Here is a 19,539-nt window from a genome sequence, read left to right as displayed (position 1 = left end):
TGCGGGTCAGATGCTACCCCTCTAACAAAGCTAAGCAATAAGACAAACCGGTTGCAGATTGCCGAACGCGATTTTGGAGGGCGCCGAAGTATGGCTTACTTTTCAACATACTTTAGATGGTTGTCAGGCCGGTGTTATTGCATGACCGCGCCTTACGCTAATGTCCAGCACGACGAATCCACCGCCAGTTTTTCATTCGCTGAGGCCCTCAAGTCTCTGAAAACTGAAAATGATGCTGTCCGAAGGCGGAGCTCACGACATGGTCTTTGGATCGCGGTTGCCGTTTATGTGGCCTTCGCACTTCCCGACCGATGGCTGATCCCCGATGTCGCGCCTGTGACGATCGCCGCGCGATTCGTCGTTGCAACGATCGCGCTGCTGGTTTTCGAGACCCTGCGCCTGGCAAACGCGAAAACCGTCTGGCTTGACATCACATGTGCCACTGCACTTCTTGTGGGCTATGTGGGCTGGCTTTACCCGGCGATTGCCACACGCGACGTCACCGCCATGTCATACTACATGATATTCGGCGCCATCTTCATGATGGGCGCCAACCTGTTTTTCAGTTTCCCGTTTCGGCTTTCGGTGATCACCTCGGGCCTCGTTCTATGCGCATTTTTCATTACGATCGTGGAATTTTTTCCTTCAAGCGAGACCTACAAGCTTGCCTTCGGCATGTTCTACATTTCGTGCTTTGCCTTCACGTCGTTCGTCAATTGGCGATTGAACGTGGAGCGTCGAAATGTGTTGCTGAACGCGGCGGAAGCTCGCCACCAGCATTGGGAAGCGTCCGAGCGCGGAAGGTCACTGCTCGAGCTTTCACATACTGACTACCTGACAGGCATAGGCAACAGACGCGCGCTGGATCGGCGGCTCGACGAATGCTGGGCCGCCTGGAAAGACGAACGCCGCGACTTCTCCGTGTTCCTCATCGACGTCGACTTTTTCAAACGCTTCAATGATCGCTACGGACATCAGGAAGGAGACCGATGCCTGACTGTCATCGCCAATGCGCTGAAGGCGGTTGTCGGGTCGTCGGATGGCATGATCGGCAGGTATGGTGGCGAGGAGTTTATCGTGGTCATGCCGGCTGCCCTTCCCAAGGTTGCGATGACTCTCGCCGAGAAGATCAGAATGGAAGTCGAGTCTTTGGCGATTGCTCACGACGAGCGACCAGATGATATGTCGACCGTAACCGTCAGCATCGGCGTCGCCTTCACCCGCGAGAAAGTTGGAGAGAAAGTTGAACGAATAGTCCGTGAAGCCGACCTTGCTCTCTACAATGCCAAAGCAAGTGGCCGAAACTGCATTCGCAGTTTTGATCCGTTTTTGCCTCGCCCCGACGACCATGCTGGCAAACTCGTCCCGCTGCTGGCGGCCGCCATCGATCGCAAACTGGTCTCGCTCGTGTACCAACCGATCTTCGACGTGACGAACGGGAAAGCAAGGGCTGTCGAGGCTTTGATGCGCCTCAGGATGCCGGACGGCACCGCGATTTCGCCGAAGACATTCATCCCGGTTGCCGAACGAAGTGGTGCTATCCTCGAACTGGGCAGGTGGGCGATCGAGACGGCATGCCGGGATATACTGATGACCGATCGCATGGCGACCGTCAGCGTCAACGTGTCGCCGATACAACTGCGTTCCCCCGGCTTTGCTGCCAGTGTCGCTGATATCCTTGATCGGTGCGGGGTTTGCGGGTCGCGACTAGCCTTGGAAGTCACCGAGGGCCTGGACATGGATATGCAGTCGGAGGTGCTTAAATGCATTGCCGATCTGCGGGCACTCGGCGTCGAGATCTGGCTTGACGACTTCGGCTGCGGTTTCGCGGGCCTCTCTTGGCTGAGGGCAATCGAGTTTCAGACGGTCAAAGTCGACAGAACCTTCCTGCACGACTGCTCGAACCCACGCGGTCTGACGATGCTTCAGGACATGATTGCTCTCATCCGCAATCGTGGGAATACGATCCTGGTGGAAGGCGTCGAAACTGCAGCACAATTTTCCCTTCTCAAGGATCTTCGCATCGACCGCGTCCAGGGCTTTCATATGGGAATGCCGGTTAGCGCTGAACTTCTGAACGCGGCTTAACTCGACTTCACGGTTTCCAGATGGCTCAGCGCGTTGCCGATGATCGGTGCGTGGCGCATGACGCCTCTGCAAATCGCGAATTCGGCCGCCCACACGGCAAACCGCTATGAGCGCTTGTGATCGCATCGGTCGCCGGGAGGCCGGACCCCATTTCAACGAGGGCTGCGCCGCCATTGTCGGAAGTCTTGATTTTCGACGGATCAGGCCGTCTGATGCAGCGAGGCAATGGATCGCTGAGTCAGACGAATATTCTGCGGTTGAACCCGGGAATGAGGAGCAGAATGGATCACGTCAATAGCCCGCAATCGTCAGTGAGCGAAGAGAAGGAAGCGCGCAGGCTTCAATACCTGACCTGGGAACACATTGCGTCTGACCTCCGTCATCCCACTCACCTCGCCCGCAAGGCGGAACTCAGGCGATCATGCAGTGCGGAACTGGCCGAGACGTCCTACATTGCCGAGCATGCCGCAATCTTCACCGAAAGCCTGACGATGGGCGAGCGGTCCTGGATCGCCGGGCACGCGCTCGTTCGCGGCCATGTGATCCTCGGCGACGATTGCACCATCAATCCCTATGCCTGTGTTTCCGGAACGGTGACGTGCGGTCATGGCGTTCGGATTGCTTCGCATGCATCGATCGTCGGCTTCAATCATGGCTTCGACGATCCGACCATTCCTATACACCGCCAGGGCGTCGTCAGCATCGGCATCGTGATCGGCGACGATGTCTGGATCGGCGCAAATTGCGTGATCCTCGATGGCGCCACGATTGGAAACGGCGCGGTGATCGCCGCCGGAGCGGTGGTCGCTGGAGACATTCCCGCCATGGCAATTGCCGGTGGCGTGCCCGCCCGGGTGCTGCGAAGCCGAGGCTCGGCGCCGACGAAAACCGGCACCGGCGACATCGAAGATCAATTGGTGAGGCTCGGCCAGAAAGCGAAAGACCAGTGGCCGGACATCCTTGCACGCTGGAAAACGCGAGGGTCCTATGAATTGCTGGAAGCGGACGGCATCCGCAGACCGGCGATCCGGCATCTCTGCGATGCAATCGAGATCGCTGCCGGCTTCGGCCACCTGCCGCCCGATCTCGATGCGGCGGAGACCGTCGAGCGTCTCCAAGGTCTTCAAGACCGAGAGACCGGCCTTTTCCCGGAAGAGCATGCGCGCATGCATGGCAAGACCCCTAGGGATGATCCAAAGGCGCTCTATAACGTCCTTGCGGTTGGCTATGCACTTGAACTGCTTGGTTCAGGTCCGCGCCAGCCGGTCCACGCAGTCGAGCTCGAGGCCGGGGAACTGGATGAATGGCTGAGCGCCCTGCCCTGGTCGACCCGGGCATGGCACGCCGGAAGCGTGGCCGATGCGATCGGAACTGCCATGTACTTCAATGCGAAGTCTTTCGGCATCAGGCATTCACGGCAGGCGCTCTTCGAATGGCTAAGCCGCAATGCCAACAGCGTTTCGGGGTTGTGGGGTGAACCGACCGCGGCGGAAGGATGGCTTCAACCGGTGAACGGCTTTTATCGCCTGACGCGCGGCACCTACGCCCAGTTCGGCGTGGCACTTCCCCACCCGCACGCCTCACTCGAAACGGTTCATCTCAACTATCGCAACCACAAGGGCTTCGTTGCTGCAAAATACAATGCGTGCAACCTGCTCGATACGATTCATCCTCTGCTGCTGATTGCCCGGCAGACCGACTACAGACGGGCCGACGGCGAGGCGATCGCCCGCAAGGTCATCTCAAGGGCGCTGGATAGATGGCGGGATGGCGAGGGATTCCCGTTTGCCGATGGTGGTGAACCGAGCTTGCAGGGAACGGAAATGTGGCTTTCCGTCATTCACCTGGCGGCCGATTTCCTGGGACTGGCAGATCGCTTCGCCTTCGTCCCGAAAGGCGTTCACCGAACCGCAGCCGTGGGACTGGGCTTGTAAAATGGCTTGATCACCCGTGCAGTGATGCAGTCAGCCAGGCGGCGGCAAGGTCGCGTGCGTTGCTTCGCTTGGCTTTGATAGGCACGATCACGTTGTAACGATCCTCCGCGGCAAGCTCGCCGCCGTCGACCTGCACCAGGGTTCCATCCTCCAGAAAGGTGCCCACCAGCATACGCCATCCCAAGGCAATCCCTTGGCCTGCGCGCGCGGCTGCGATGGTTTCGGTATAGTGGTTGAACCGAAGCGACGGCTTTACCTCGAGATTGGCGCCGGTGAGCGAAAACCACTGCGCCCAGCTATACCAGGAACGATCGAGAACGTCCGTTTCGATGAATTCGTCGGCGGAGCCGAGCGGACCATTTCCGCGACGCTTGAGATGGTCGGGAGAGCAGACGGGGCAGATGACGTCGCCATGCGAGGCGATGACGGTGCTATCGGTGAAGGGAGGCACACCATATCGAATTGCCACGTCGACTTCTCCGTCATCGAGAGCGATCGGGCTGTCCTGGGATATCACCCGCACCAGGATGCCGGGGTTCGCACGGCGAAACTCGGCCAGCCGCGGCAGCAGCCAGAAAGAAGAGAATGCAACGGTCGCCCCTATGGTCAACACGTCCTGGCTGCGCGACTGGAGCGCTTCCACGCTTTCGGCAATATCGGCAAAGCTCTTGGCAAGCGTGGCTCCGAGGTTGATGCATGCCGCCGTCGGCTCGATCGCTCGATGCTTGCGCACGAATAGGGGCTGGCCGAATTCCTCCTCCAGCAATGCAATCTGCCTGCTGACCGCCGCCTGGGTGACACCCAATTCGGTCGCGGCCGTGGTGAAGCTCTTCTTTCTGAGCACCGCCTCCAGGGTCACCAGTGCCGTCAGTGACGGGATCCGTCTTCTAAAGTGCATCACAGAACCCCTCATCGCATGACAAAAACTTATGCGAACCTAATTTTTTATGCCGTTGAAACATCGGCACTGCAAGGGCAATCTGGGGAAACTCTCGCATAAGAGGTTCTGATGCTAAACAAGCTCCCATCGTCCATTTCTGCCCTTCTCGACGCTCGTGCCAACGGTCACTCCCTGCCGGCCGGCCTTTACGTCAGAGAAGACGTGTTTGAAGCAGACATCGACGTCTTCTTCCACAATCACTGGATCTGTGTCGGTCTCGATTGCGATGTCCCCGAACCCGGTGACGCCACGGTGATCGATATCGGCAAGACGAGCCTGATCCTTCTGCGTGACGACGACGGAGAAATTCGCGTCCTGCACAATGTCTGTCGCCATCGCGGCTCCCGCCTTCTCGATCCGGGCAAGTCGATCGTCTCGAAGCTCGTCTGTCCCTATCACACCTGGACATACGAACTGACGGGTGAGCTCAGCTACGCGCCTCACATGGGCAAGGACTTCGACAAGGAGTGTCGGAGCCTCAAGCCCGTCACTTTCAAGTCGATCGGCGGGCTGATTTATGTCTGTCTCTCCGACAATCCGCCCGAGGACATTGCTCTCCTCGAACAGGCCATGACCGAGCGCCTCGCCCCCTACGACATCCGGAACGCAAAGGTTGCCTTCCAAACGGATGTCATCGAGGATGGCAACTGGAAGCTGACGATGGAAAACAATCGCGAATGCTACCATTGCTCCGCGAACCATCCGGAGCTTTGCGTCTCCTTCGTCGATCTCGACTTCGGCTTCGACCCCGAGACGCTGAGCCCGGAGGATCGCGAACAGGCCGAGGAGCATTTCAGGCTGTATGAAGAGCGCACAAACGCGTGGGAGTCCGACGGCTTTCCCTCGGCGGCCGTCGAGCAGCTCGCCGACTGCGCCACCAACTTCCGCACCCAGCGGCTGATCATCGCAGGCGCCGGCGAATCCCAAACCCACGACGCCACCGCCGCGTCCTCCAAGCTTCTTGGGCATATGACCCGCAAGGATCTCGGCGACACGCATCTTTGGGGCCACAACAGCTGGAACCACTTCATGGGCGACCATGCCGTGGTGGCAACCGTCATCCCGCTCTCGGCGGGCAAGACGCTGGTCAGAACCAAGTGGCTGGTCCACAAGGACGCCGTCGAAGGCGTGGACTACGATCTCGACAAGCTGACGGATGTCTGGGTCGCGACGACGGACCAGGACGCCGATCTCGTCGCGCGCTCCCATGCAGGCACTCTCGACCCGGCCTATCAGCCTGGCCCCTACTCCCGCTTTTCCGAGACGAACCTCGACAAGTTCGCCAGCTGGTACATCGATCGGATGCGCGCCCATGGATACTAGGAGCCCGCAGATGCCCGTAGCCAGGGCCGCCCTTCACGACGTCTGGAACCCGGAGGAAGACGACGCGCTCATCTGCCTCGACGTCCAGCAGGAAACCCACGACGTCAAGACATTCACCTTCGCATCGCGCGAAGGCAAGCGGTTCGCGTTCAAGGCCGGGCAGTATTTTCTGTTCGACCTGGAACATAGTGGAGACGCTGAAAACAGGTGCTACAGCATCTCCTCCTCGCCGCATCGGACAAACGCCTTCTCCGTGACGGTGAAGCGCGTTCCCGGCGGAAAGATCTCCAACTGGCTTCATGACACCCTGGTTCCCGGCGCGACCGTCAAGGCGAACGGGCCGCTCGGCCACTTTGTCAGGCCCGAGACGTCGGGACGCAAGCTTCTGCTTTTGTCCGGCGGCTCCGGCATTACCCCCGTCATGTCCATTCTGCGGGAGATCGCCGACAGTTGCGAACCCGCCGACGTCGTCTTCATGCACGCCGGCCGGACGCCACAGGATCTGATCTTTCGCGACGAACTGGCCTGCATCGCCCGCAGGCTGAAAGGCCTTCGCCTCCAGTTCCTCCCGGAGACCGTGGCCGGCGAGCCGTCCTGGCCCGGTCTGACCGGTCGCATTTCGAAAGATTATATGCGGTTGGCAGTTCCCGATATCGCCGAGCGAACCGTGATGTGCTGCGGCCCCGCCCCGTTCATGGCCGCCGCGCGCGGCATTGCCGCCGAGCTCGGCGTCGCCGCCTCAAACTACCTGGAGGAAAGCTTCGACGCGGCGGTCATCGACGAAGCCGAGATCCCCGCGGTTCAGGAGGCAGCTACGAGGGTCTTTCAGGTCACCTTCTCGAAACAGGCCCGCAGCATCGAGGTAACAGGCGACCAGAGCGTGCTCTCTTGTGCCAAGAAGTCAGGCGTCAGGATCCCGTCGTCCTGTGCGAATGGCGTCTGCGGCACCTGCAAGTCGAAGCTTACGTCAGGCACGGTCGACATGAACCACAATGGCGGAATTCGTCAGAGGGAAATCGACGCCGGCTTCTTTCTGCCCTGCTGCTCCAAGCCGCTCAGCGATCTCGTCATCGAGCGCTGAGCGCTGAGCGCTGAGCGCTGAGCGCCCGGTACGCCGCGTCATTCACCGACAACAGGGGCTCACTGAAATGTTGCGAGAGGAAAGCGATTCCGCCGAGTTGGCCGGCCCGGCAGTCTTCAAGGATGAGCGAAAGCAGGCATATCTCAATCCTGAGGGAGCGGATCGGCCTCTTATCAGTCCTTTGCCGGCCACGACACTCGATCGGGCTCGCCGCTATCGTCTGGGACGCCTGCGCACGAAGATGCGCGAATGGGATTGCGGCGCCCTGCTTCTCTACGATCCCGTCAACATCCGATATGCCTTCGATTCATCGAATATGAGCATCTGGACGATGCACAACGCCTCGCGCTACGCTCTGATCCTGGCCGATGGTCCGGCGATACTTTTCGAATTCGAAGGCGCCGAACACGTCAATGTCGGGCTTCCCGGCATCGACGAGATCCGGCCGGCGAAATCCTGGATATTCTTCACATCAGGCAACCTTATAGAACCCCGCCTGAAAGCCTGGACGGACGAGGTCGCGGACCTCGTGAGCCGCAATGGCGGCAACAAGCGCGTGGCCGTGGACAGGCTCGAACCCGCCGGGGCGTTCGAATTGCGGGAACGCGGCTTCACGCTCTTAGACGGTCAGGAACTGGCCGAGCGGGCGCGATCCATCAAGAGCACTGAGGAAATCGAGCTGATGAGATGGACGATCCGTGTCTGCGAAGCGGGCATGGCGCGGATGTACGAGGTGTCCGAGCCCGGCCGCACCGAAAGAGAGATCTGGGCCGAGCTTCACTTCGAAAACGCGCGCAGTGGCGGCGAGTGGCTCGAGACCAAGCTCTTGACCGCGGGCCCGAGAACAAACCCCTGGCATCAGGAATGTTCGGACTACGTGGTCAAACGCGGGGAGATGATATCCTTCGACACCGATATGATCGGACCATACGGCTATTGCGCCGATCTCTCGCGATCGTGGACAGCGGGACACGTCGCGATGAACGCCAGGCAGAAGGAACTCTACGCCGCTGCCAGGGATCAGATCGAGCACAATCTCGCAATCCTGAAACCCGGCATGACCTTTGCGGAGTTCAACGCGCTGTCGTGGCGGATTCCGGAGAAATACCAGCCTTATCGATACACGCTTGCTCTGCACGGAACCGGAATGGCGGACGAATGGCCGGGGATCCTTCTGCATCCGGATTTCGACCCGGATTTCAGCGGCATCATCGAGGAGGGCATGGTGCTTAACGTCGAAAGCCTGATTGCCGAAGCCGGATCCGAGAGCATCAAGCTGGAAACTCAGGCTCTGATCACGGCAAGGGGAGCGGAGCGGCTGGACACATTTCCGTGGGAAGAGATCTGAATAGGCCTAGAGCATGATGCCGAAAAGTGTGAGCGGTTTTCGGACGACATCATGCTCTAACTATTTAATGTAGAACAGGATTCAGCTTTTAGGCCGACCCCGCCTAAAATCATCCTGTTCTAGTGCGCTCTCGAAGCGGCTGCGCGATGCTGCGACGGCGTTTGCCCGAATGTGCGCTTGAAGGTTCTGGTGAACTGCGAGGCGTTTTCAAAGCCGACATCCAGCGCGATCTCGATCATTGGCGCCTTCGACTGGGCAAGGATCGATTTTGCCCGCTCCATGCGAACACGATTATAGGCCTTGGCGGGAGACATTCCCGTCTTGTCGATGAAGATCCTCTCCAGTTGGCGCCGTGACAGGCCAACCGTGGCGGCAAGCTTCTGTATAGACATGCTGCCATCGACGAACTGTTCCATCGTAATCATTGCCGCCTTGACGCGGGCGTCGTCATAGTCGTCGTAGAGCGGACGCCGGGGCTGTATATCCGCTGAAGTTCGGGCCTTTTCGATCTGAAGGACCTCCAACGCGTTTCGTTCGGCGTCGCGGCTGATGCATTTCCTGACCAGCAATGCCGCCATGTCGGCCGAACTGCTGCCGCCTGCGCAGGATCCGCGCTGGCGATCGAGATTGAAGAGCCGATCGGAACGAACGCTGAGGTCGGGAAACCGCTCCCGAAACTCCTTGTAGTGCAGCCAGCTCACACAGCATTCGTGCCGTTTCATCAGGCCTGCCGCAGCAAGAATGAACGACCCCGTACACACGCCGATCAGCGGCACCTTCTTGGCGTCCGCCTGCTTGAGAAAAGCGATGGTCTCCTGGTCGACAGGGTTTTCCACCGTCAGAAGGCCGCCGACGACCACGATGTAATCGAACTTCGACGGATCGACGAAATCGGACGTCGGAGCGACCTGGACACCGCAGCTCGCGGTGATCAGGTGCCGCGTGCTGCCGATCACCTGCCAGTCGGCAAGGACCCTTCCGGAACGATCCTGCTCGTCGCTGGCAAGCCGTAGCGTGTCCACGAAGAGCGCGAAAGCGGACAGCGTGAAGGATCGCGCAAGAACGACGCCGACCTTGAGCCGGCCAGCCGACTTCGCGGCGTCGTCTGCCTGTCGATGCTGCTCGGGTCGCATAGTCATCTCCTCGCCGCTCTTACCGCACCGCCCGTCTTTTCAGACGAAAACGCGCTCATCGGATCTGAAAGCCATGCGCTAGCGGATCCCTATCGTCAACGAAAATGGTGTTGTGGCCGATGACGCGTGCCCAGCCTCCAATGCTTGGAAGAATACCGCTATAGGGCCCAATGCGTGCCTCGGCTTCGACCCGGCCCTCGAAGACGGTTCCGATCAGGCTTTCATGCCGGTATCTCGACCCGACGGTAAGCCGTCCCTTCCCATAGAGCTGGGCCATGCGGGCGGAAGTGCCGGTGCCGCCCGGCGAGCGATCGATGGCCTTCTCGCCATAGAAGACCGCGCAACGTCCATCCGAAGTGTCGTTGACGGGGCGATCACACCAGATGGCATGATGCACGCCGCGGATCCTGGCGTCGTCGGGATGAATGGGATCGCAGATATCGGCAAGTGCTGACCTGAGCTTCTGGCTGCAACCGACAATGTCGGATGCGGTCATGCCGTCGAGCCCGCTCCAATTGTCTTGCGGTTCGATGACCGCATAATAGTTGCCGCCATAGGAGATGTCGACGCGCAGACGGCCCATTCCCGGCACGTCGACGTCGACATCAGCCTCATGAAGATAGCTCGCAACGTTGTGGAGACGAACGGATTCGACATATCCGCCCTTCTCCTCATAAGTGACGTCGACCCTTCCTGCAGGCGTCTCGATGGCAACCCGGCCGGGCTCCCGCGGCTTGACGATCCCCTCCTCGATCGCGGCGGTCACGGTGCCGATGGTGCCGGCGCCGCACATCGGCAGACAGCCGCTCACCTCGATGAAAAGAACGGCGAAATCGCAATCCTCCCGATAGGCCGGATAGATGATCGCGCCTGACATGATGTCGTGCCCCCTTGGCTCGAACATCAGCGCCTGGCGCACCCAGTCATGGTCCCGGACAAAAATCTCCCGACGCTCACCGATCGGCGCATGCGGAAGCAGCGGACCGCCTCCAGCGACGAGGCGGACGGGATTGCCGCAGGTATGCGCATCGATACAGAAGAAGCTGTTTCTCACCTTTTCATGTCCTTGCTCATCCTGCCTTCCGTGGCCTGTCACGGTCGAGCAGGCCGCGGGACAGTCGGTCGAGCAGAAGGGCGACAGCAACGATCGCCAGGCCCGCCCGCAGGCCAAGCCCCATCTCCATGCGCGTCAGGCCGCGCGTTACCTCGGCGCCGAGACCGCCGGCGCCGACGAGCCCGGCCAATACGACCATCGCCAGCGACAGAAGGATGCATTGGTTGAGCCCAACCAGGAGCGTCTGCCTGGCCAAGGGGATCTCGATCTTCCAAAGCACCGAGCTGGGAGGCGCGCCGATGGCGCTGCCGAGTTCCACGAATTCTCTCGGCACCTGGTTGAACGCCAGCGTGGTCAGGCGGAGCATCGGCGGAATGCCATAAACGATGGTGGCGATGATTGCCGGCACCCGTCCAAGGCTGAAGATCATCACCGCAGGAATGAGATAGACCCACGGCGGCACGGTCTGCATCACGTCGAGAACCGGGCGAACCATTGCCTCCAATGTCTTGTGGCGCGAGCACAGGACGCCGACCGGGAAGGCGATAAGCACGGAGATCAGAACCGCGACAGTGACCAGGGAGAGGGTCTGCATCGATGCCGTCCACAGTCCCATGAGGAGACAGAACCCCAGGCAAAGCCCCGCGAGGATCGCGGCGCGCAGACCGACGGCGACGAATGCCAGGACGACGACGATCGCGATAAGCCCATAGGGCGGCACGAAGAGGAGGAGCGCCTCGAATCCGGAAAGAACCGCTTCGATCAGATAGCTGATCGCCGCAAACAGCGGATGCAGGTTGGTGTTGAGCCAATCGACTGACGGCGCCAGGAAAGCGCCGGGCGAAAACTGCAGGATGGATGGGTTCATGACTTCCTCCCCGTTCCAAAGCGAGCCGCGCTCTGGGTTATCCGGTCAAGCACCATGGTCAGTACCACGATGGCGATCGCTCCATTGATAGAGGTCGCGATGTCGAGCGTTCTGATCGCGCCATAGATCGTCTCGCCAAGCCCGCCGGAGCCGACGATGCCGGCGATGACGACCATGCCGAAGGCCATCATCAGGCTCTGGTTTATGCCTGCCATGATGCTCGGCAGCGCAAAGGGAAGGCGGATCTTGAAAAACATCTTCGCCGGCGTCATCCCGAGCGCCTCTCCAAGTTCGCTGAACTCCTTGGGCGTCATCCGGATACCGAGAGACGTCAGGCGGATCGCCGGCGGCACGGCGACGATCACCGTCGCGATCAGTGCCGTCGCCGGTCCGTAGCCGAGCAGGGCGATCGCCGGCAGCAGATAGATGTATGGCGGAAGCGTCTGGATAAGATCCAGGCCGGGCTCCATGAATCGATCGAGGGCGGGGAAAAATCCGGCGGCAATACCGATTGGGATCCCGATCGCCAGGGCGAGTGCGGTTGCGGTCAATACCAGCGCCAGCGTGCTCATCGTCTCTGGCCAGAGGCCCATGGAAAAACAAAGCGCCAGTGCAGCGCCGCTCAGCAGAGCGAACCAGACATTGACCAACCGCCAGCCGATGAGCGCCACGATCAGCGCGATCAGGTAGAAAGGCGGAAGCTGCAGGAGCCAGAGGATCCCGTCATAGAGTCCTTCGAGAAGCTGTCTGATAGAATCGAAAAGGAATTCGCCATTGTCGCTCACCCACTCGAGCGCGGCGTCCGTCCATTCGTCAAAAAGATCGGTGAAGCCTGAACTATCCATGTCAATCAGCTCCAGTTGTGGGACGCCGGCGTGAGATCGTGGGTGGAGGTTCCCTTGACGCCCATCAGCAGGCTGCGTGGCGTCACCACGCCGACGATCTGATCATTGTCGACGACCGCGATGGCATCGCGCTCCGACTGCATCGTCAATGTGATGAGTTCGTCGATATCAGCGTCCGGCGTCGTGCGCGCCAGCGACGCGATGTCGGAATGCGGCGCGCTCTGCTGGAATTCTGCGACGCTGCGCATGACGGAATGCGCCTTGATCAGATGAAGGCGGGATATGCCGGCGACGAATTCGGCGACATAGGCATCCGCCGGGTTGAGGATGATTTCCTCGGCCGTGCCGGTCTGGATGATGACGCCGTCCTTCATGATCGCAATGCGATCGCCGATCCGGATCGCCTCGTCGAGATCATGGGTGATGAACACCGCGGATTTGCCCAAGGCTTTCGTCAGCTGCCGGAATTCGTCCTGAAGTTGACGCCGTATGAGTGGATCAAGAGCGCTGAACGGCTCATCCATCAGGATGATCTCGGGGTCGGAAGCAAGCGCGCGGGCCAGCCCGACGCGTTGCTGCATGCCGCCGGAAAGCTCGTTCGGATATCGGCTCACCCAGTCGGCGAGGCCGACCTTCTCGAGCGCTGCAACGGCGGTCTTGTTTCGCTCCGGCTTGGCAATTCCCTGAACCTCGAGGCCGAAGGCCGCATTTTCGAGGACCGTCCGATGCGGCAACAGAGCGACGCTTTGAAACACCATGCCGATGTTCCTGGCGCGCATCTGCCGGAGATCGACCGGCGACAGGGCGGCGAGGTCGCGTCCCTTGACGAGGACCTTGCCCGAGCTCGGCGTGATCAGCTTGTTGAGAAGGCGGATGAGTGTCGATTTTCCGCTTCCCGACAAGCCCATGATGCAGAAGATTTCGCCGCGCCGGACCTCAATGCTCGCGTCGGACACGCCGACGACGCAGTTGAACTCCTTCAGGACCTCTTTTTTGCCGAGGCCGCGCTCCTTGATCGACTTCATTGCCGCAGCGGACTTGTCACCGAAGACTTTCCAAAGGGATCGGCAGTCGATCAGGACGTCATTGATATCGGCATTTACGGTTTTCATAGCGATCCCCATCGAGCCATTCAGCGCTGGCTTCTTCATTAGGTTTCAGGGTGGCCGCCCGACGGATCGGACGGCCACGACGCGTTTAGTTCTTCTTGATGTTTTCCCAGCGCTTGATCAGGTCGGCATGCGCGCCGATCCAATCCTGCACGGCCTGGTCCATGGTCTTGCCTTCATTGACTGCGCCGTTGATGGCGGTGATGTCGGCAATCGGCACGTAGACACTGGCCATCACTTCACGCGCATGCGGGTTCTCTGCGGAGAAGCCCTTATGGCCGATCCAGTAATAGCTCTGCGGCGGCGGGAATACGCCCTTCGGATCCTTGAGGTACTTGACCTCGTACTTCTGGACCATCCATGACGGCTCCCAGATCGTCACCGCAATCCACTCCTTGCGATCATAGGCGGACTTCAGCGCCGCCGTCATCGCGGCGGTGCTGCCCTCGACGAGCTGGAGCTTGAGGCCATAATCCTTGACCGCGTTCGAAGTATCGCGCATCAGGCCGGCGCCCGGTTCGATACCGATGATCTTGCCGCTGAACTTGTCGGCGTTTTCGTTGAGCTGTTCCAGCGAGTCGATCGGGACATATTTAGGAACCGCGACGCCCTGATAGAGGCCGTGCGAAACGGGTGAGATCTTCTCGAGCCGGTTCTTGTTCTTGTCCCAGTAGTCTTGCGCAACATAGTCCGTCTGCGAGGTGAGGACCTGGATGTCACCCTTGGCGAGAGCGGCATAGGCGATGCCCCATTCGGAGAACTCGGTCACCTTGACCGTATAGCCGGCGTCTTCGAGAACTTTCTTGGTGATACCGGTGATGGGCGTCAGGTCCTCCCACGACATCGTGCCCATGGTGATCGTCTTTTCTTCCGCGCGAGCAGGAAGGATGCTGACCCCGATCATCGCAGCGGCGCAGAGCGCCTTCCACAAAGTCTTCATTGTTCTTACTCCTGTTTTTCGTTCCCATTGTCATTGAAGTCTGCGAGCGGGCAGTCTTCATATTGCGCGGCGAGGGATCATCCCTCGCGGCCTGCACGCAATTCCTGAAAGCGGATAACCGAATTGACCCCCAGCCACGCAAAGGGCTCGGGAGGTAATTTGCTCGGTTCCGGCTGGTTCCTGTATCGGTCGAGTTCGGGGCTACCCGCGCCGGCAGCCAGATCGGCCGCCATCATCCCTGCGAGCGTGCTCTTGACAGTGCCGAGACCATTCTCGCAGCAGGCGGAAAAAAGCCCCTCTTCGACCTCGCCGAATGCTGGCACATGGTTTCTGCTGAGGCAGAGAGCACCAGCCCAGCTATATTCCATCGGCAGGCTTTCCAGTCCGGGAAAGCGCGCGTCGAATGACCGGCGCTGCTCGGCCGCCACGCCGGCGACCCGCTTCTCCGACACCTGGAGGCTCGGGTCATAGGTGAACCTGGTCCTGATGACGATTCTCGAACGGCCATCGGTGGTGATCTTTCTGACCGTCGCTCCCATCGGGTCGGCCGGCAGCAGCGCCCAACGATCTGCGCCGGTGACATCGCCGCCGAACTCGTTCTGGGAAAAGGCTGATGTCATCGACGCGTAGGTGAAGATGTGCATCAGCCGTCCGCGAAAATGGCCGAAGCTTTGAATATGGCCGTTCACGCCGAGAATGACCTTCGGCGCGGAAACAGATCCGCGGCCGGATTTCGCCTTCCAGGACCTGCCCTCGCGCGAAAGCTCCAGCACCGGCGAGTGCTCGTGGATGACGACCTTCGAGCTAAGTCCGCGCGCCAGGCCGCGGATATAGTCGGCCGGCTGGATCATCACGGCGCCTGGCGTAAAGAGCCCTCCGCGATAATAGCGCGAGCCGGTCATCTCCCGCATCTGATCGGCATCGAGAACGCGATGCTCCTCGCCAATCTTTTCGAGCGACTTCCTGTAGTTGTCGTTAAGCCCGAGCCCCCGCTCGGAGGCGGCCGCATTCACCTTGCCCGACGGATCGAAGGTTTCCCTGGACAAGCCGTATTCCGCCGCGACATCGGCTGCGAAGGAAATCGCCAGACGGTTCTGCCTGATCTCGTCCTTGGTCGCCTCTTCGTCGGCCACCGAATATTCGCCTGAGGACAGATTGTGCGGCACGTCGATCATGAAGCCGGAATTCCTCCCGGCCGGTCCCTTGGCGACTTCGCGAGCCTCGAGGACAACGATCTTGTCCTCAGGGCGCAGTTGCGAAAGGCGGCGCGCCGCCGACAAGCCGGCAAACCCCCCGCCGACGATTAGCCAGTCCGCGGTCATGTCGTGCTCAAGCGCTGTTGCGGGAAAGGCGCGTTCGCTGATCGCCTCCCATCCCGAAACGCCGGTGTCGATCGGCAAGCGCTTGATCACATGGCGGGTCATCGGATGGTCTCGTCGACAGAGCGTTCCGAGACATCGATCCAGATGGTCTTCAGTTCGCAGTAGTTGTCATGGGCAAAGACCGACTTGTCGCGGCCGCCGAAGCCGGACTCCTTGTAGCCGCCAAACGGCGTACTGGCGTCGCCTTCTCCGAAGCAGTTGACGGTGACGACGCCGGCGCGAATCTCGCGCGCGAGCTTGATGGCGTTCCTCAGGCTGCCGGTATAGACGGACGCCGTCAGACCGTAATTCGTGTCATTGGCTAGAGCGATTGCTTCGGCAAGCGAATTGAAGGTGGTGACCGAAAGCACCGGCCCGAAGATCTCTTCCTGGAAAAGACGGCTGGCAGGCGTCACACCCTCGACCACTGTCGGTTCGATAAAGATGCCGCCATGCGTTTCACCACCGTGGGTGACCGTCAGCTTCTCCTTCCTGGCGTCGTCGAGGAAGGATTTCACCTTCTCGAAATGGGCCTTGCTGACAAGCGCGCCTATGCGGTTTGCAGGGTCGAGCGGATCGCCCGTCTTCCATTCGCGCATATAGGCGCCGATGCGCTTCAGCAGCTCGTCCTTGACCTTGGAATGAACAATGAGACGCGACGTGGCCGAGCAGTTCTCGCCCATGTTCCAGAAGGCGCCGTTGACGACCTGCTCGGCAACGAGGTCCAGGTCTTCGGCATCGTCGAGAACGACGGCGGGGTTCTTGCCGCCGCATTCGAGCACGACGCGCTTGAGGTTCGAGTCCGCTGCATAGCGCAGGAAGCGGCGCCCGGTGGGCGTCGATCCGGTGAAGGCCACCATATCGACATCCATGTGCATGCCGATCGGCTCGCCGACCTCTTTGCCGCCGCCGGTCACGACATTGAACACGCCGGCTGGAATGCCCGCTTCATGGGCAAGCTCGGCAACGCGCAGCGTGGTGAGCGTCGTCTCCTGTGCAGGCTTGACGATCACCGAGCAGCCGGCAGCAAGCGCCGGGCCGATCTTCCAGGCCAGCATCAAAAGCGGAAAATTCCACGGAAGCACGCATCCGACGACGCCGACCGGCTCACGCACGATCATCGTCAGTGCGTTGGCGCCGACAGGCGCGGTGTTGTCATAAAGCTTGTCGATCAGTTCGGCGTGCCAACGGATCGTGTGAATGGTATCGGGAACATCGACCGCCTGGCATTCGCCGACCGGCTTGCCGCTATCGAGGCTCTCCATGACGGCGAGTTCGTGACGATTGTCCTCCAGCAGCCTGGCGAGCTTGAGGAGCACCGCCTTGCGTTCACCTGGCGAACGCAGCCGCCAGCGGCCGTCGTCGAAGGCTTGCTTTGCCTTGGCGACGGCGGCGTCGACATCGGTGGCGTCGCATGCGGCGATCTCGGCGAGAACCTCGCCCGTCGCGGGATTCGTCGAGGTGAATGTCTGCCCGGAATTGGCCGGACGAAATGCGCCGTCGATGAAGGCATTCGCTGGAAACTGAAGGCCGGCGGCGATCGCCTTGTATTCGGAGGCGGTCAAGGGTTCATGCATGATTTGCTCCCGAGGTGATCTGGGCGACCGTGCGCTTCAACGTGGCGACGACGGTCTGAAGGGTTCGCTTTTCTTCGGAGTTGAGCGGACGCAGCGGCGCGCGGACCGATCCGACATTCAGCCCGATCAATTCGCATCCGTGCTTGATCGATTGAACGAACTTCCCGCATTCCAGGAAATCCATGAGCGGCAGCATCGCCATCATGATCGCGCGACCCTTGTCGAAATTCTTTTCGAGCACGCAGGCCTCATAGAGGGCGACATGTTCGCGCGGGAGGAAATTGGAGCCGGCGCAGACCCAGCTCTTCGCGCCCCAGGCGAAGAATTCGAGCGCCTGGTCGTCCCAGCCGCAGGACAGCGCAATATGCGGAAATTTCCGGGCAAGCAGGTGCAGATTGCCCATGTCGCCGGAGCTTTCCTTGATGGCGATCACGTTCTTCGACTTGCCGAGGCGGGAGAAATACTCCTCGCCCATCATCACGCCCATGCGGGCCGGATAGTTGTAGAGCATGATCGGCAGGTTCGCCGCGCGGTCGACGGTCAGGGCGTGGACCGCATTCTCGCGTTCGGTCGGCAGCGCGTATGGCGGTGAGGACACCAAGATCGCGTCCGCGCCGATTTCCTTGGCCGCCTTTGCGTATTCGACCGAATCTTCGGTCCGCGTGGCGCCGGTTCCGATAATGAGCGGCAGCCGCGTGCCGATGACGTCCCTCGCATAGGCGGCGAGCTCGAAACGCTCCTGGCTGCTCTGGGCGTAGTACTCGCCCGTCGAGCCGCCGACGATGATGCCGTGGACGCCCGCCTCGATCAGCGATTCGAGCACGGCGGCAAATCCAGCCCTGTCGATCTGACCATTTTGGTCGAGCGGCGTCACCGCCGGCGTATAGATCCCCTCAAACTTCACGACGATTTCTCCAATAATTGCGTGGCGGGGCCGCCGAGGAAGGCGTCCGCCTTGAGGCCTTGCGGGGCGATGAACATTTCCATGTTCTCGCGGGACAATTCCCAGTGTTCGAAGACGAGGTCGACGACGGCGTTTTCGTCGTGAGCGCCGAGCGCGTCGATGAAGCTGTCATGATGGCCGACGGCCACTTGAAGCCGCCGCTTCATGTCCTCGTTCCTCGGCCGGAAGAAGGTGTGGCCGATGCGCGCGTGGTCGATGAGCAGCCGGCCGAGACTCGGCTGCAGATAGACGTTGCCCGACATTTCGCCGAAGATTTCGTGAAAGCGATTGTTCTCGAGGACCATCGCCAGAGCGTCCATGTTCTCGCTCGCGGCGCGGAACCGCTCCTGGGTCTGCTTCAGGTCTGAAAGCTGAGTAGGCTTGAAGTTCTGCACTGCGAGGCGGCCGATCGCCGCGTAGATCATCGGCGCAACAAGAAAGAAATTTCGCAGGGTGGAGTGGTTCATCGGGATGACCCGCGCGCCCCTGTTCTCGCGGATGTCGATATAGCCCTCACCGGCAAGGCGACGGAATATGTCGCGGACCGGCGTCCGCGAGAGGCCGTATTTTTCGCTCAAACTGGCCTCGTCCAGATCGGCATCCGGATCCAGCTCCATCGTCAGAATCTGCCGTTTCAGATCTTCGTAGAGATTGCTCTTCGGTGTCTTCGCCATCGTCGCTCTCCGGCCGCTGGTTGCTCTACGCCGTGAAGATGGCACGCCTCCCGCGGCGAGTCAACAATTGTGTACTCTGCGTACACAATGAGTATTTCTTAAATACACAATGATGCCGAGCAAAGCGTCCCGGGCGCGCGTCAGGCGTCATTTCAAAGCGCTGTTTCAAGGATCGCCGTTGCGCGGCGGCGGCCAACGCGAAGTTTCCCAAGCGGATTATGGTGGCAGGTCTGCGAGGATTTCTATGCAGTCGAGGCTGATGCGGTTTTTATGCGCATCAACCTTGATCATCAGGCGTCGGAAGCCTGGCCGCCGGCAGGC

Annotated in this window: 16 protein-coding genes; 5 read left to right on the top strand and 11 right to left on the bottom strand. The window is 60.4% G+C overall.

The annotated features are described in order from the left end of the window. Positions 1-90: 90 nt before the first annotated feature. Positions 91-2,088 (top strand): putative bifunctional diguanylate cyclase/phosphodiesterase, encoded by a 1,998-nt coding sequence (locus AC25BC_RS25585; protein WP_128439860.1) that lies wholly within the window; start codon positions 91-93, stop codon positions 2,086-2,088. Positions 2,089-2,369: 281 nt separating this feature from the next. Then, positions 2,370-4,022 carry an acyltransferase gene (locus AC25BC_RS25580; RefSeq protein WP_487778562.1) on the top strand — a complete coding sequence of 551 codons (1,653 nt, stop codon included), beginning with the start codon at positions 2,370-2,372 and terminating at the stop codon, positions 4,020-4,022. A gap of 10 nt (positions 4,023-4,032) precedes the next feature. Here AC25BC_RS25580 and AC25BC_RS25575 read toward each other — a convergent pair whose 3' ends face one another. Then, positions 4,033-4,920 (bottom strand): LysR substrate-binding domain-containing protein, encoded by an 888-nt coding sequence (locus tag AC25BC_RS25575; RefSeq protein WP_032996848.1) that lies wholly within the window; start codon positions 4,918-4,920, stop codon positions 4,033-4,035. Between the two features lie 111 nt (positions 4,921-5,031). Between AC25BC_RS25575 and AC25BC_RS25570 the strand changes: the two genes are divergently transcribed. From AC25BC_RS25570 to AC25BC_RS25560, 3 genes are all read left to right on the top strand, one after another. Beyond that, the gene (locus AC25BC_RS25570; RefSeq protein WP_003562199.1) at positions 5,032-6,285 is read left to right on the top strand and encodes an aromatic ring-hydroxylating oxygenase subunit alpha; all 1,254 of its coding nucleotides are present in this window, start codon (positions 5,032-5,034) and stop codon (positions 6,283-6,285) included. Between the two features lie 10 nt (positions 6,286-6,295). Beyond that, the gene (locus AC25BC_RS25565) at positions 6,296-7,366 is read left to right on the top strand and encodes an FAD-binding oxidoreductase (protein ID WP_128439862.1); all 1,071 of its coding nucleotides are present in this window, start codon (positions 6,296-6,298) and stop codon (positions 7,364-7,366) included. A 67-nt stretch (positions 7,367-7,433) separates the two neighbouring features. Beyond that, a complete protein-coding gene (locus AC25BC_RS25560) occupies positions 7,434-8,714 on the top strand; it encodes a M24 family metallopeptidase (RefSeq protein ID WP_128439863.1) in 1,281 nt (426 codons plus the stop codon). Between the two features lie 119 nt (positions 8,715-8,833). Here the strand turns inward: AC25BC_RS25560 and AC25BC_RS25555 are convergent, their stop codons facing one another. From AC25BC_RS25555 to AC25BC_RS25510, 10 genes are all read right to left on the bottom strand, one after another. Then, complete coding sequence (locus AC25BC_RS25555) at positions 8,834-9,847, bottom strand: GlxA family transcriptional regulator (RefSeq protein ID WP_128439864.1); 1,014 nt, start codon at positions 9,845-9,847, stop codon at positions 8,834-8,836. A gap of 55 nt (positions 9,848-9,902) precedes the next feature. After that, positions 9,903-10,901: a 4-hydroxyproline epimerase gene (locus tag AC25BC_RS25550; protein ID WP_128439865.1), complete on the bottom strand. Its 999-nt coding sequence runs from the start codon at positions 10,899-10,901 to the stop codon at positions 9,903-9,905. A gap of 16 nt (positions 10,902-10,917) precedes the next feature. Then, a complete protein-coding gene (locus AC25BC_RS25545) occupies positions 10,918-11,769 on the bottom strand; it encodes an ABC transporter permease (RefSeq protein WP_003562204.1) in 852 nt (283 codons plus the stop codon). Next, positions 11,766-12,614 carry an ABC transporter permease gene (locus AC25BC_RS25540; protein ID WP_128439866.1) on the bottom strand — a complete coding sequence of 283 codons (849 nt, stop codon included), beginning with the start codon at positions 12,612-12,614 and terminating at the stop codon, positions 11,766-11,768. Before AC25BC_RS25540 ends, AC25BC_RS25545 begins: the two co-directional genes overlap by 4 nt. A gap of 5 nt (positions 12,615-12,619) precedes the next feature. After that, the gene (locus AC25BC_RS25535) at positions 12,620-13,726 is read right to left on the bottom strand and encodes a quaternary amine ABC transporter ATP-binding protein (RefSeq protein WP_432431587.1); all 1,107 of its coding nucleotides are present in this window, start codon (positions 13,724-13,726) and stop codon (positions 12,620-12,622) included. An 85-nt stretch (positions 13,727-13,811) separates the two neighbouring features. Then, on the bottom strand, positions 13,812-14,663 hold the full coding sequence (locus tag AC25BC_RS25530) for a glycine betaine ABC transporter substrate-binding protein (RefSeq protein ID WP_003562208.1): 852 nt from the start codon (positions 14,661-14,663) through the stop codon (positions 13,812-13,814). Positions 14,664-14,740: 77 nt separating this feature from the next. Beyond that, the gene (locus tag AC25BC_RS25525; protein ID WP_128439868.1) at positions 14,741-16,087 is read right to left on the bottom strand and encodes an NAD(P)/FAD-dependent oxidoreductase; all 1,347 of its coding nucleotides are present in this window, start codon (positions 16,085-16,087) and stop codon (positions 14,741-14,743) included. Then, on the bottom strand, positions 16,084-17,601 hold the full coding sequence (locus AC25BC_RS25520) for an aldehyde dehydrogenase (protein WP_128439869.1): 1,518 nt from the start codon (positions 17,599-17,601) through the stop codon (positions 16,084-16,086). Before AC25BC_RS25520 ends, AC25BC_RS25525 begins: the two co-directional genes overlap by 4 nt. Then, positions 17,594-18,505 (bottom strand): dihydrodipicolinate synthase family protein, encoded by a 912-nt coding sequence (locus AC25BC_RS25515; RefSeq protein ID WP_003562211.1) that lies wholly within the window; start codon positions 18,503-18,505, stop codon positions 17,594-17,596. The genes AC25BC_RS25520 and AC25BC_RS25515 overlap by 8 nt, the downstream gene beginning before the upstream one ends. After that, entirely contained in the window at positions 18,502-19,218 is a 717-nt protein-coding gene (locus AC25BC_RS25510) for a GntR family transcriptional regulator (RefSeq protein ID WP_003551038.1), read from the bottom strand. The genes AC25BC_RS25515 and AC25BC_RS25510 overlap by 4 nt, the downstream gene beginning before the upstream one ends. Positions 19,219-19,539: the final 321 nt, after the last annotated feature.

This window comes from Rhizobium sp. WSM409 (assembly GCF_057653825.1).
This window is presented reverse-complemented; position numbering and strand designations above follow the sequence as displayed.